Origin of the sequence: Lactobacillus sp. M0403 (assembly GCF_016101265.1) — a bacterium.
Taxonomy (GTDB): Bacteria; Bacillota; Bacilli; order Lactobacillales; family Lactobacillaceae; genus Lactobacillus; species Lactobacillus apis.
In genome coordinates this window covers 78,753-92,383 of the sequence record NZ_JACFQV010000004.1, presented here as the reverse complement: position 1 = coordinate 92,383, position 13,631 = coordinate 78,753, and the positions used below count along the sequence as shown (strand labels likewise).

Genomic DNA, 13,631 nt, shown 5'->3' with positions numbered 1-13,631 from the left:
CCAAAAAAGTATCGAGTTTGTAGTAATAAGAGAATTTCCTCAAAAGTGATAGTTTCCCAATTTGCTTGCAAGAAGAAGTTCAGATGAAATTGTATTATTACCAATAATACAACCACACCAAAAGTTTCAAGTGCTGTATGATGGAGTACACTTTTTTCATTTGCTTGTATTCGTTTCCCTTTGTGTTTAAAAAATCTGAGTCCCTACTTCCAAGGTACAAAAAAGCAGTCAATCTTTATAGACAGACTGCTTTTTTTGTTAAAAAATATAAAAAATGTAAATGAATTAATCACTCGAAATTATACGTATTCAAATGGTTTAATAGCTCAATAAAAGTTTGCTCTCTATTTTCCAATGAACCAAAAAAGACACTGTCGATATGTTCTACTATAGGAATAGCTTTTTCTAAAATAGCTTGTCCGGCTTTTGTAATACTAACAGTTTTTGCTCTAGTATCTTTCGAATTTTCTTTTCGAGTAATTAATTCTTTTTTTTCGAGTGCTCCAATAATTTGAGAAATGGACATTACATCCATTCCACTAATTCTTGAAAGCATAACTTGTGTGACTTCTTTTTCTTGCTGTGATAAATAACCAAGAGATGTCAGAACCACAAATTGAGGGTGTGTTAGATGTATCTTTTTTAGTTGTCGTTTGATTTCTCCATGCCATTTATTATACGTCCGCATAAACAAAAGACCGGAAGAAGCTTCTGAATTATCCTTGTATTTTGAAGGAAATTTCTCCATTAAGCTTCAACTACTTTCTTTAATGAAAAGATTGAATCAGGCACATCTGCAAAAACATTTTTTAAGAAATCAATTTTTTCATCAGTAACATCATCGCTTACTAATCTGACTGTATGTTTAATATTTACGCTATCATTGTCAATTTCAAAAATCTCATGTCCAAAAAAGATGCTTCCCAATGGTGTATCTGTTTTATCCCAAAAACATTGGTTCTCTATAACAGATGTTAAAACATAGTCCATTGGTGGCATTCCCTCTAATTCCATTATTCCTGTTGAATTTGTCTTAAATCCGTTATCCAAAGTTATGTTTTTTAAATCATTTTCCCAAACATACCATTTTTGAATATCCGCATAATACTCCCAAATCTTTTCTTTTGATGCATTCACTTGCGTCATAAAACTAAATTCCATTTTTACTACCTCTCTCTTAATAACTAGCAGAAAATACTGCATGTACTTATTATAAATGTACTTATAATAAATGTAAATACAATATTTTATCTAAGTGTATAACATATTGTCGAAGACGTAGAGATAGTTGTCATCAAAGGTCATTGGTATAGGAAGATTTTGCTATGTTTTATCAGATTTTTTCTTTATTTTTAACTTGATTCTGTTTCTGCTTTGGCAGGATAATGCCTTGTCATTTCTACAAAATAATATCATCTACCTTGATATACGAATCCACGTCAGCAACTATTTAGGTTGCTACTGGATTGATTAATTCCATTTCGGCATTATAGTCAGAGTGCTTTTCGCCAGCGTTGGCAGGTAATAGCTTCACGATGTCGTCAGCTATTTGAATCGTTGAGTATAAGTTGTAACTTCGAGAGAGAATTGTTCGTCTGCCATTGATTTGACGTTGTTCGACATTACCCTCACCAGCATATTCTAAAATACAGAATGTTTTCCATATTTGATATTACGTATTTTGATTCTATCTATGTTTACTTTGTTTCTTTTTATGTATCAAGCTTGCCAGATGGTGCGGTATATGTTTACTCATTAAATTAACGGAGCCACTAATTTTAAGTATTAAAAAACTGATTCCCAGTTTGGAAATCAGTTTTTTTGTTATATATAAATAAAGAAAAAGTGTTCTATTTGGTTAATTAAAATATTAACTTAAATAGGTTTTGAGAGTATCAACTATTATTTAATGCTGTAACCATAATGAATGAGAATATAGAAGTCACTGTCATCTATAAAGTTGATTTAAGTTCAGCTATTAAAGTCAGCCTTTTGTTTTACGACTATCATGACCATAAGAATCTTTCAAATTAATTTTACCATCTCGTTTTTGGCTAATTAACTCAGTCTTTTCTTCTTTAGCCCGTTCTTTAGCAAATTCCATTGCATCAGCTTTGCGGTCAAAGACTTTAAGTGGCTTGGCTTCACCAGCAATCTTTACTGCCCATTGGTCACCGTGAGTTGTAACCCAAACATTTTTAGTGGTTTCTTCCTTGCTCATTTTGCTCATCTCTTTTCTTACTCTATATTGTGATTATACAACGAGCTACCAATTAATAGTTGAAAGATGCACATTTAAAAACTCGGAAAAAATGAGTAGCACTCTTTTGCAAAAACCCTACTCTAAAAATAATTAAAGTAGAGGATTGCTTAAGATTAGCTTGGTTAGAATACCGATTATAATAAATAAGATAACTGCGCCAGTCAAAAGTAATAACCGTTTTTGCTTTGCACGCCGGTTATCGAAACTAAATACTAGAAAGAAGCAAGCAATGATGATTAAAAAGGCAGTGATTAAAAGTAGTCCAAAGTGATTTTGCATTAGTTTACCAGCTTTCTATTTCCTCTTAATTATTAAAGCATAATGACTTGAGTTTTTCTTGTGAAATTAATATTATTAGTGTGGAGGCACTTATGACTAAAATAAAAGTAATGATGGTTTTTGGAACGAGACCAGAAGCAATAAAAATGGCTCCTTTAGTACTGAAACTAAAGGCAGATGAGCGTTTTGATGAGGTAACAGTCGTTACTGCGCAACATCGCGAAATGCTAGATCAGGTTCTAGAAATTTTTAATATAAAACCAGATTATGATTTTAATATCATGAAAAAGAACCAGTCACTCGAAGGAATTACTTCAAAGGTAATGCTTAAATTGGCTGATGTGATTACTAAGGAACAACCTGATATCGTTTTGGTGCACGGTGATACAACGACTAGTTTTGCAGCGAGTTTGGCCAGTTTTTACCAGCAACGACCTATCGGTCACGTCGAAGCCGGTTTGAGAACATGGAATAAGTATTCACCTTTCCCCGAAGAAATGAATCGCCAAATGACGGATGACTTAGCAGATATTTACTTTGCACCAACTAAGTTGAGTAAAGAAAATTTGCTTAGTGAGCATCATCAAGCTGATAATATTTTTATTACTGGTAATACTGCTATCGATGCTTTGCAAGAAACGGTCAAAGATGACTATCATCACAAGGTGCTCGATTTAATTGAGCCAAATCATAGAGTGATTTTAGTAACAATGCACAGACGGGAAAATCAGGGTGAACCGATGAGACGTGTCTTTAAGGTGATGAAAGAAGTTGTGGATAGTCACGATGATGTTGAAATTATCTATCCCGTTCACATGTCGCCTAAGGTGCAAGAAGTAGCTCATGAGATTTTAGGCAATGATCCTCGCATTCACTTGATTGCACCACTTGACGTGGTTGATTTCCATAACTTAGCTAAGCGCAGTTACTTTATTATGACAGATTCGGGTGGTGTTCAAGAAGAAGCACCTGCCTTAAACAAACCTGTGTTAGTTTTACGTGATACTACTGAACGACCAGAGGGTGTCAAGGCTGGAACATTGAAACTGGTTGGAACTCAGGTTAACGAAGTTCGAGCAGCAATGCTGCAATTATTAGAAGATAAAAGTGCCTATGACAAAATGGCTAATGCGAAGAATCCATATGGTGATGGTCATGCTTCAGACCGCATTATGGATGCAATTGCTTATTACTTTTCTGATAAAAAGGGGCAACGACCAAAAGATTTTGAATAAAAAGAAAAGCCACGATTGGATAAAGAAAAATGATTTGGAAATACTTAAAACGAGTAATTAAAAAAATTGGTATTAGCAAAATTGCATATTTCTCTATCTTCGTGCTTTTTGGATATATACTTTATTTTTCGCAACCTTATTTCATCACTAATTTATTTTCAACAAATAAAAGTGAAAGTAACAGATTAGGTAATTTAATAGCCCTGTTAGTTTCACTTATGACGATACCGTTTATTGATTACTTCAACAATACATTTGTTCAGGCAGTTAGGAAATATTCTAAACAAGAACTGTGGGAAGTAGTTACTAATAAACCTTTCAGCTATTTTTCAAAGCATCCTGTAGGTAAAGTCCAAAGCTATATTAAGGACGTCTCTTTTGCCTGCCGTGAGTTGGAACAAAGTAGTTTAAAAATCATAATTCAAATGGCTGTAATGATTGTGCTGTATACCATCATGATAGGTATCGAAAATAAACTACTTGGTTTTTTATACTTGGTGTTCTTTTCTGGTTATTTAGCAATTTCTGTGTGGATGGCAAAGCGCAACAGGAAAAACATATCTAATTCGTTAAAAAGTGCATCTGTTGTAAACGAATATATGATTGACTACTATCGAAATATTGAAACAATCTCATCTAGTAATTCTGAAAAATATGAAAGTAATTACATGAACAGTATTCTTTCTAATGAGCAAAAGTCATATCAACATGTTCAGAGCATTACAAATCAGGCCGCAATAATACAACAATTAATAATAGTTGTTTTAGCTTTTCTAATTGCGGCAGTTGGACAGCATGTATTTGGGAGTAATAAAATTCAATCACTTTCAGTCATTCTAATTTTATTATATTCTATTTTGAATTTATCCGGATTTGGCCCACAGTATTTAGCTATAGAGGAATTATTAAACCGCATTCGAGCAGGTTTGTCCGAACTCGAATATGGTGTGTCATCTGAGCAAAAACCTAATATGGTTAAATTTGATGATCAGACAGACGAAGTGGTAATTAGAGATATTGACTACTCATATAAAAGTGATCAAGCTATTTTTCATAATCTAAATTTAACCTTTGAAAAAAATAAAATGAATGCATTAACAGGGCAAAACGGCTCAGGTAAAAGTACACTTTTGAAAATTCTGAGTGGTTTTTATACACCGAGTAAGGGTGAAATAATTTTCCCGTTTCAAAGTGCGCCCAAAATAATGTACATCGCACAAGATGCCCCGTTATTTAACAGATCTATTTATAAAAATATTTGTTATCCTAATTTAAATGCTAGTATTGAAACAGTTTTGAACCTAGTTAAAGAAATTGGCTTAGATACTTTAATTCAAACTAGAGATGATTTAAATAATAAGACACCAGGAGATTTTAAGAATAAAATCTCCGGCGGTGAAGTTCAAAAAATTTTGTTTTTGCGAGCAATTATTACTAAACCGGATATTTTATTACTTGACGAATTTACAAGTAGTTTAGATGAAAAGGCCATCAAAAAAGTTTACTTAATGATTAACAAGTACCTAAGTAACACGACAATTATAAGTGTTATACATAGGGCAGACGAATTATCTTATTATTCAAATATTGTGAAAATAGCTCCAACGCAATAATTTTTCTTTTTTAAAAAATCAATTACCAAAAGCTGCAATTTGTCATGGTAACTAGATAGTTATAATGACTCTTTGTAAAATGCAGCTTTATAATATCTTGATTGAGCATCAGGCTACCAAGTAGCTTGATGCTCTTTTTTGATTTCGGTTTTGAAATTTTGATAGCTTAATGGAAACATTCTCAGGTTCGGATAAAACTGAAATATTTCTAACCAAGAATTAAAGAGACACTAAAAGGTCTGATTCCGAAAGGATATCGGAATCAGACCTTAAAGAAATGATATTAACTTTTTTCCAAGTTTTTGGCTTAGAACAATTCATGACTCTTTTATTTTGGACGCTTTTCTTGATGTTCTTTGAGCTTCTTTTTAGCTCGTTCAATCATCGTTGTTTCTTTTGCTTGGAAAACAGATCTGGTAGTCAAGTAATTGAAAATACCAACCAGAACTTGATCAAGAATCTTCACGAATAGTGCATTCATTTTTAACCATGACAGACCAACTAACATGATGAGGCTGTCTGGAATCAAGCTGATAATGCGGTAAGTGAAAAAGACGATTAACTTTTGCCAAGTAGAGTGCTCTTCATCAACGTTATTTGTAAAAACGGCTTTTTGATTAAAAACAAAAGAGGCCAAATTTGAAATCACAAACGCAATTGTATTTGAAATTAATACGGGGCTATGCATGTATTTGTGGATAACCATAAATACCACGGTGTTAATGAGAGCAGCAATAAAACCGAAAATCATGTAAACAAATAAATTACGGTGCCGTTTAACCACGTTTTGTCCCAAGCGATGAATGGTTGGATCAGACGTTGAATTAAACTTGGATGAATTAGTGTTAGTGTTTTTAGCCATTTAATTGATCAGCCATTTCCTTTGCGGCATTGTCAATAGCAGCGATATCGTCATCATCCGGTGCATTTTCAATTGTAACTGGTTTAGTTACTTCTTTTGCACCAACTTGATTAAACATTTTTTCAAAGTCAAAGACATTTTCGCAAAAATGGTCAGCATAGACCATGTCGCCGCTGCCCATCACGGCGAAGTATTTACCACTTAAATCCAATTCTTTTAGTTGCTCATAAAAGTCCGCAACGTCATCAGTCATTTTACCTTCACCGTAAGTATAAGTGACGAAGATGCAGAGGTCGCTTGTCAAATAGTCACTAGCATCGGTAAATTCTGCTTCGCTTGTTTCCACATCAAAGCCGTAGTCTTGTAAATCTTCTTCCAAGATATCTGCCATATCGGCATCATTACCAGTCATACTAGCATAGACAATTCTAGCTTTCATACTTCTCCTTACCTTTCCTCTTTTTTATTCATCATAACATTATACATAATTTCACTGTATTGATGAAATTCTTTAGTAAAGTTTTAAAAAACGCTATAATGATAATAAACATCATTTTACTAAGAGGAGAAGTTTAATTTTGATAACAATTAAATCTGTTCGTGAACTTAAAGGTATGCAAGCTTCTGGCCGTCTACTGGCTTCAATGTTTGAAGGATTGCGCGATGTCATTGAGCCAGGAATTACGACCTGGAAAATTGAAGAATTCTGCCAAGACTTTGTTAAAAGCCGTGGTGGTCGCTTATCAGAACAAGGTTTTGAGGGCTACAAATATGGTACTTGTATTTCAGTCAATGACCAAATTGCTCATGCAACCCCACGTAAGGACACCATTTTAAAAGAAGGCGATCTGGTTAAGGTTGATGTAACTTGCAACCTTAACGGTTTTGAAACTGATTCATGTACCACTTATGCAGTTGGTGAAATTTCTCCTGAAGATCGGGACTTAATGGAAACAACTAAGAAGGCAATGTACCTTGGAATCGATCAGGCTGTTTTAGGCAACCGAATCGGTGATATTGGTGCTGCTATCCAACATTTCGTTGAAGATGAACACCATTATGGTGACGTAAAAGAACTAGTTGGTCATGGTATCCAACCAAGTATTCACGAAGATCCTGAAGTTCCTCATTGGGGTAAGGCAGGACATGGTTTACGTCTTCGCGAAGGAATGACAATTACGGTTGAACCAATGGTTGAAGCCGGGGGTGACTGGCGGATTGAGCAAAAAACTGTTTCTGATCCAAACGATGATTGGGTTTTTTACGCTACTCCAGATGGCTCTAAATCTGCACAATTTGAGCACACTTTTGCCATCACTAAAGATGGTCCTAAGATTTTAACTTTACAAAAGCCATATGATGGTTATGAGAAGTATTTGCCACACTTTGACGAAATGGATGACTAAGTTGAATGGGTAGAAAAGCGAGCGCAGCCAGTCAACGTGTTGCTTTATTTTATAAAACCGTTTCTAACAAGTTCACTCAGGGCGAAGTTTTAACTAGTGCAATTTCAATTGCGTACTATGTTTTATTCTCAATTTTTCCGTTGATCATTATTATCGGAAACATTTTGCCATTATTTCACATTAATACGGAACCGATTGCTAGCTATCTAAAATTGATTTTTCCTGATCGGATTGCCAAATTTATTATGCCAATCATTGATTCACTGTTAAAAAGTAACTCAACTGGTTATATTTCGTTTGGTATTTTGCTGGCATTTTGGTCGGTCTCGTCTTTTGTAAATGCTATCAGAATTGGCATGAATCGGATTTACGGTGTACGTGAAGTTGAGCTGAAGCAGAAGTGGCAGATTACTGTCTGGACAAGATCGATTACCATCTTTTTAACCAACTTGATGATATTGATTTTTGCTTTACTTATTTTGACTTTTATTTTTGGTCAGCAGGTATTGGAATTTTTACGTCCAATTTTTTCATTATCAGTCGGTGAAATTGAAAAAATCTTTAGCTACCGCTATCCTGTGGTCATTATTACTTTAATTGGTGCATTGTATTACTTAAATTATTTTTTGCCCAATATAAAATTAAAAAAACGTGTCATTTGGCCTGGGGTTTTTACAACTTTAATTGGTTGGGTGGCACTTTCGTGGCTCTTTAGTTACTATTTACATAATTTCCATATTAGCTGGGAAAACTATGGCATTGTTGGCACTTTCATCATTTTCATGTTGTGGCTCAATATTGCTTCCATTTTGTTTTTGGTTGGAACCTGTGTGAATGCAGCAATTGTGACAATGAACTACGGTGAAGTGAGTTATTCGGTAGGTCACTTGGCTGAATATGTGCAAGGAAAGCGCAACCGGAAAAACTAGCATCAGATGCACTAATCTGTTATATTATTTTTTAGATTAATAAAGAAAGCGTACAAGGGATGAAAGTAAGGAAAGCAATTATTCCGGCGGCTGGATTAGGTACAAGATTTTTACCTGTCACTAAAGCAATGCCAAAGGAAATGCTACCAATTGTTGATAAACCAACAATTCAATTTATTGTTGAAGAAGCAAAACATTCTGGAATTGAAGATATCTTAATTGTTACTGGTAAAAACAAAAGAACAATTGAAGATCATTTTGACTCTAACCCAGAACTTGAACAAAACTTACAAGAAAAAGGTAAGACTGGCTTACTTAAACTATCGCAAGAAATTACCCATTTAGGAATTAATATTTACTACACTAGACAGCCTTATCCAGCTGGTTTAGGTGATGCAATTGCGCGTGGACGCAGTTTTGTCGGTGACGAACCATTTGTAGTAATGCTTGGTGATGATTTGATGATGGACAAAGAGCCATTAACCAAGCAATTGATTGATCGCTACAATGAAACTCATGCTTCGACTATTGCAGTAATGCCAGTGCCACATAAAGAAGTTTCAAAATACGGTATTATTGAACCCGAAAATGAAATTATGCCTGGTTTGATTAATGTTAAGTCATTTGTTGAAAAACCAGAAATTGACAAGGCGCCAAGTGACTATGCGATTATTGGCCGCTATCTGCTTACCCCGGAGATTTTTGCAATTTTAGAAGAACAAAAACCTGATAAGGGTGGCGAAATTCAATTAACTGATGCAATTGATACAATGAATAAAACGCAGCGCGTTTTTGCACATGTGTTTGAAGGTGTTCGTCATGATGTTGGTAATAAAGAGAATTACCTTGAAACATCAATTGAATACGGGCTTCAACATCCTGAAACTAAGGATCAGTTACGTCAATATATTATTGATTTAGCTAAAAAGTTGCAGGCTGAAGATAAGAAAAAATAAATAACAATTTAAAGAAACCAAATCTTAATGGTTTCTTTTTTTGTGTAAAATTTTTCTTAACGTGGGCCAAATTACTATTTTTCTGCGTGATTTTTAGGTAAGATTCAACTTGAATATTTTGTGAGGAGATTAACTTATGAAAGATATTTATGTTGTTGCAGCTAAAAGAACACCTTTTGGCCGCTACCGCAGTTTGTGGAATGAAAAAAATGCAACTGAACTTGGCGAATTAGCACTGACTGGGGCACTTGAAAGCATTGATATTGAGCCACAGGAACTAGATGCACTATTTATGGGTAACGTGCTAAGCGCAGGACTTGGACAAAATATGGCTCGGCAAGTTGCACTGAATGTTGGAATGAAAGAAACTAGCAGCAGTGTGACAGTAAATGAGGTTTGTGGCTCGAGTTTAAAGGCAATGCGCTTGGCTCAAGGACAAATGGAGCTCGGTGACTTTGAATTAGTTGCAGTCGGTGGTGCAGAGAGCATGACTAATGCGGCTTTTATCGCTGAAGATAAAGCTGGCAGCAATTTAAAAAATGAAATGTTTGCTAACGGACTAACCGATGCATTTTCAGGGATGCCGATGGGGTTGACTGCTGAACGACTTGCTGACAAGTATCAAGTTTCTCGGCAAGAAATGGACGAATTCAGTAGCTGGTCACATGAAAAGGCTACGGCAGCAGTGCAAAATGATTGTTTTAAAGATGAGTTAATTGAAGTTTTTGATGAAAATAATGACTTAGTGCACGACGAAAATATCCGCGAAGATACAAATGTTGCCAAGCTTAGCACCTTAAAGCCAGTTTTTAAGGAAGATGGTACTGTAACAGCTGGTAATGCGTCGCCTATAAGTGACGGAGCCAGCATCGTAATTCTGGCAACTGCAAACAAGGTGGAAGAATTAGGTTTGCAGCCACTTGCAAAGCTAGGTTTTTTTGCCGAATCAGGTAATGATCCTGCTGAAATGGGATTTGCACCGTATTATGCAGTGCAAAAACTACTGAAAAATACGGGTAACACGATTACAGACTATGATGTAATCGAACTAAATGAGGCCTTTGCGGTTCAATGTGTGGCAGTAGAACGTGCTTTAGCAATCCCACGTGAAAAGTTGAACATGTATGGTGGTGCAATTGCTTTAGGGCACCCTTTAGCCGCAACTGGAACTAGACTGGTCGGAACGGCAATCAATGAATTAAAGCACGTTAATGGGCACAAAGCTTTAGTCACACTCTGTATTGGTGGAGGCCAGGCTATTGCCTGTGAATTAATTCGGGACTTTTAACGAATGAAATTTTATGAATTGACGCCTGAAAAAAGACGAGAATATTTGATTAATCAAGGGATAGAATTAGATGACATCGATGAAACTACCTTGCACGAATTGGATAACCTAAGTGAAAATGTTATTGGACAATTGCGTTTTCCGGTAGGCGTTGTGCAGAATTTGCTGGTAAACGGCAAGTCGTATCTTGTTCCACTAGCAACAGAAGAGCCATCGGTCGTTGCCGCAGCCAATCATGGGGCTAGCATTTTTGCAAAAAACGGTGGTGTTACAGCAGTAAGTAAACGTACCGGAATTTACGGTCAAGTCACTTTACAAGTTGACACTAAGTTTAATGCAAGTGAGCTTTCTCAACTTTTTCCTAAAATAATCGAGCAAGCAAACTCTCAATTTGCCAGCTTGGTTAAACACAGTGGTGGTGTTCGTCAAATTAATCTACAACAAAAAGATGACTTAGTAATGCTCAGAGTATTGGTCGATCCGGCTGAATCAATGGGTGCTAATCGGGTAAATTCAATTTTGGAGTTTATCGCTAACAAATTAGCCACTTTTCCAGGAGTTGTTGACAAGTTATTTGCCATTCTATCGAATTATCCGAGTCAATTCACTACCGCACAAGTTGAATTAGATGTTGCCACAGTTGGCGGACTAAAAGTGGCTAAACGAATTGCTTTATTGAGCAAAATTGGGCAAAACGATCCATTTCGCGCAGTTACTAATAATAAGGGCATCATGAATGGTGTTGACGCAGTTCTGTTAGCAACTGGTAATGATGCCAGAGCCGTTGAAGCGGCTTGCGGTGTTTGGGCCAGTGAAAAGGGCAAATACAGTAGTCTAAGTCAATGGGATGTCAAAGATGACAAGTTGATTGGCTCTTTGACGATTCCATTAGCAATTGGTACGGTTGGGGGCTCAATTAACTCCCGGACTGATGTAAAACAGAGCTACCGTCTTTTAGGCCAAGATATCACTAGTAGCGAACTGGCTAACGTAATTGCAGCCGTCGGCTTAGCTAACAATTTAGCTGCTTTGCTAGCAATATCTACCACGGGAATTCAAGCAGGACACATGAAATTGCAAGCTAAAAATACTGTTGCCAATTTAACTGCAACTTCGCGAGAAAAAGAGCAGGTGCGGCAAATGATGATTGACAAAAAAGAGTATTCATTAGCAGCTGCGGAGCAGTTTTTAAGACAAATAAGAGAGGGACAATAATGCAAGTTGGAATAGATCGAATTGGTTTTTACACCCCCAATAAATACGTTGATATGGTGGATTTAGCACATGCGCGTAATCAAGATCCTAATAAATTTTTGATTGGAATTGGTCAAAGTAAAATGAGCGTGGCTGATCAAACGCAGGATGCTGTTTCAATGGGAATTAACGCAACTATGCGCTATATTGATGAAATTGATCGTGAACAAGTTGGTCTGCTAGTCATTGGAACGGAAAGTGGAGTAGATCAATCTAAGTCTGCATCACTTTTTGTTAAGAGTGCGCTAGAGCTTGCACCTGAAGTGCGAACTTTTGAAATAAAAGAAGCTTGTTTTGGGATGAGCGCAGGAATTATGATTGCGCGAGATTATGTTCGACTTCACCCACATCATAGTGCAATCGTTATCGGTAGTGATATCGCTCGTTACGGTTTAAACACTGGTGGTGAAGTGACGCAAGGTGCAGGTAGCGTCAGCATGCTAATTAAGGCTGAACCACGAATTTTAGCCTTGAAAAATGGCCACAGCGCCTACAGTGCCGACATTAATGATTTTTGGCGTCCAAACGATTCTGCTGTTGCTTTAGTCAATGGTAAATACTCTACCGAGGTCTATCTTGACTTTTTCAAACGGACATTTACCAATTACAAAGCGCAAAATGACTGTCAAACTGGCGATTTTGCTGCACTAATTTATCATCTACCTTTTGTTAAGATGGGATTTAAAGCAAATCAATTGGCAATTGAAAAACAGGAACAAGAAACTGCAGAAATATTAGCAAATAACTTTACAGCTTCTGCGCAATACAGCCGTGAAATTGGTAATATTTATACTGCGTCCCTGTACTTAAGTCTTTTGAGCTTACTAGAAAACGGTAATTTGGTTCCAGAAGCGTTAATTGGACTATTTTCTTATGGCTCAGGTGCAATGGGTGAGTTTTATGCTGGTCAAGTCGTGGCAGAGTATCAAAATGCGCTTGATGTTGATGGTGACCAGAAAATGATTGCCCGTCGGCAGAAAGTCAGTGTTTCAGAATATGAGCAAATTTTTACTCAGACACTTGAACTTCCTCAAGATAACCTTGAATTAGAGAGCGATGAAGAAACCGGTTATTGGTACTTTGCTGGAACTAAAGATCACGTTCGTCAATACAAGCAAAAATAAATTTAGACCCTAAAGTTGGGTCTTTTTTTGTGCACATTTTTATAAAAAGTGAAACCAAAACATTAAGCTAATTAACCTTGTGCTATAATTTAGGTGATTTAATTTTAGTCTAAAAGTTTTTGAACTAAAAATGTAGCTAATTTTTAATTCAAAAGTGTGTTTTTCGCAATTACGAGATAGTTGGGTTGACGGAAAAATACTTTGATAATTGCCGGAACTATTTTTGATAAGACAACATTAAAAAATGATGATAAAAAATCGGTTTTAGGTGGTTGTTAAATCAATGATGGTTAGAACTTTTAGCGCTGTTTGTAAAAACTTCCCTTTGTTTTAGATGGTTGTTAAATCAATGATGGTTAGAACCTAAGTTGCCCTCGCTAAGCTTCCAGGACGGTTTTAGATGGTTGTTAAATCAATGATGG

13 protein-coding genes, 1 pseudogene and 1 CRISPR repeat array (1 of these 15 only partly in view) are annotated in these 13,631 nt (G+C 36.0%); of the genes and pseudogenes, 8 read left to right on the top strand and 6 right to left on the bottom strand.

Annotation, left to right across the window (positions count from 1 at the left end; translation table 11 throughout):
* Window positions 1-289 precede the first annotated feature (289 nt).
* The 4 genes and pseudogenes from H3T48_RS06110 to H3T48_RS06095 all read right to left on the bottom strand — a co-directional run bounded on the left by H3T48_RS06110 (window position 290) and on the right by H3T48_RS06095 (window position 2,221).
* Complete coding sequence (locus H3T48_RS06110) at window positions 290-748, bottom strand: MarR family winged helix-turn-helix transcriptional regulator (protein WP_198188889.1); 459 nt, start codon at window positions 746-748, stop codon at window positions 290-292.
* The gene (locus H3T48_RS06105) at window positions 748-1,161 is read right to left on the bottom strand and encodes a polyketide cyclase (protein WP_198188888.1); all 414 of its coding nucleotides are present in this window, start codon (window positions 1,159-1,161) and stop codon (window positions 748-750) included. The genes H3T48_RS06110 and H3T48_RS06105 overlap by 1 nt, the downstream gene beginning before the upstream one ends.
* A 292-nt stretch (window positions 1,162-1,453) precedes the next feature.
* A pseudogene (locus H3T48_RS06100) lies at window positions 1,454-1,691 on the bottom strand (DUF961 family protein); the annotation flags it as partial.
* Between the two features lie 293 nt (window positions 1,692-1,984).
* A complete protein-coding gene (locus tag H3T48_RS06095) occupies window positions 1,985-2,221 on the bottom strand; it encodes a DUF2188 domain-containing protein (protein ID WP_198188887.1) in 237 nt (78 codons plus the stop codon).
* Between the two features lie 413 nt (window positions 2,222-2,634).
* On the opposite strand from H3T48_RS06095, the gene wecB reads away from it, so the two are divergent.
* A complete protein-coding gene (gene wecB / locus H3T48_RS06090) occupies window positions 2,635-3,777 on the top strand; it encodes a non-hydrolyzing UDP-N-acetylglucosamine 2-epimerase (RefSeq protein WP_198188886.1) in 1,143 nt (380 codons plus the stop codon).
* Window positions 3,778-3,806: 29 nt separating this feature from the next.
* Window positions 3,807-5,390: an ABC transporter ATP-binding protein gene (locus H3T48_RS06085; protein WP_198188885.1), complete on the top strand. Its 1,584-nt coding sequence runs from the start codon at window positions 3,807-3,809 to the stop codon at window positions 5,388-5,390.
* Window positions 5,391-5,718: 328 nt separating this feature from the next.
* Here the strand turns inward: H3T48_RS06085 and H3T48_RS06080 are convergent, their stop codons facing one another.
* Together H3T48_RS06080 and H3T48_RS06075 are read right to left on the bottom strand one after the other, a co-directional pair.
* Entirely contained in the window at window positions 5,719-6,252 is a 534-nt protein-coding gene (locus H3T48_RS06080; RefSeq protein ID WP_122034618.1) for a GtrA family protein, read from the bottom strand.
* Entirely contained in the window at window positions 6,245-6,691 is a 447-nt protein-coding gene (locus H3T48_RS06075) for a flavodoxin (RefSeq protein WP_046306393.1), read from the bottom strand. The genes H3T48_RS06080 and H3T48_RS06075 overlap by 8 nt, the downstream gene beginning before the upstream one ends.
* A gap of 139 nt (window positions 6,692-6,830) precedes the next feature.
* Between H3T48_RS06075 and map the strand changes: the two genes are divergently transcribed.
* From map to H3T48_RS06045, 6 genes are all read left to right on the top strand, one after another.
* Window positions 6,831-7,658, top strand: a complete 828-nt coding sequence (map, locus tag H3T48_RS06070; RefSeq protein ID WP_046306396.1) for a type I methionyl aminopeptidase — start codon at window positions 6,831-6,833, stop codon at window positions 7,656-7,658.
* Between the two features lie 5 nt (window positions 7,659-7,663).
* Window positions 7,664-8,587 (top strand): YihY/virulence factor BrkB family protein, encoded by a 924-nt coding sequence (locus H3T48_RS06065; protein ID WP_198188884.1) that lies wholly within the window; start codon window positions 7,664-7,666, stop codon window positions 8,585-8,587.
* Window positions 8,588-8,646: 59 nt separating this feature from the next.
* The gene (gene galU / locus H3T48_RS06060) at window positions 8,647-9,543 is read left to right on the top strand and encodes a UTP--glucose-1-phosphate uridylyltransferase GalU (protein WP_046306400.1); all 897 of its coding nucleotides are present in this window, start codon (window positions 8,647-8,649) and stop codon (window positions 9,541-9,543) included.
* Between the two features lie 136 nt (window positions 9,544-9,679).
* A complete protein-coding gene (locus tag H3T48_RS06055; RefSeq protein ID WP_198188883.1) occupies window positions 9,680-10,831 on the top strand; it encodes a thiolase family protein in 1,152 nt (383 codons plus the stop codon).
* A 3-nt stretch (window positions 10,832-10,834) separates the two neighbouring features.
* Window positions 10,835-12,046: a hydroxymethylglutaryl-CoA reductase, degradative gene (locus H3T48_RS06050; protein ID WP_198188882.1), complete on the top strand. Its 1,212-nt coding sequence runs from the start codon at window positions 10,835-10,837 to the stop codon at window positions 12,044-12,046.
* Window positions 12,046-13,209, top strand: a complete 1,164-nt coding sequence (locus H3T48_RS06045) for a hydroxymethylglutaryl-CoA synthase (RefSeq protein ID WP_198188881.1) — start codon at window positions 12,046-12,048, stop codon at window positions 13,207-13,209. The genes H3T48_RS06050 and H3T48_RS06045 overlap by 1 nt, the downstream gene beginning before the upstream one ends.
* A gap of 261 nt (window positions 13,210-13,470) precedes the next feature.
* Window positions 13,471-13,631: a CRISPR direct-repeat array (repeat unit 36 nt; unit sequence GTTTTAGATGGTTGTTAAATCAATGATGGTTAGAAC); it runs 139 nt beyond the window's last position.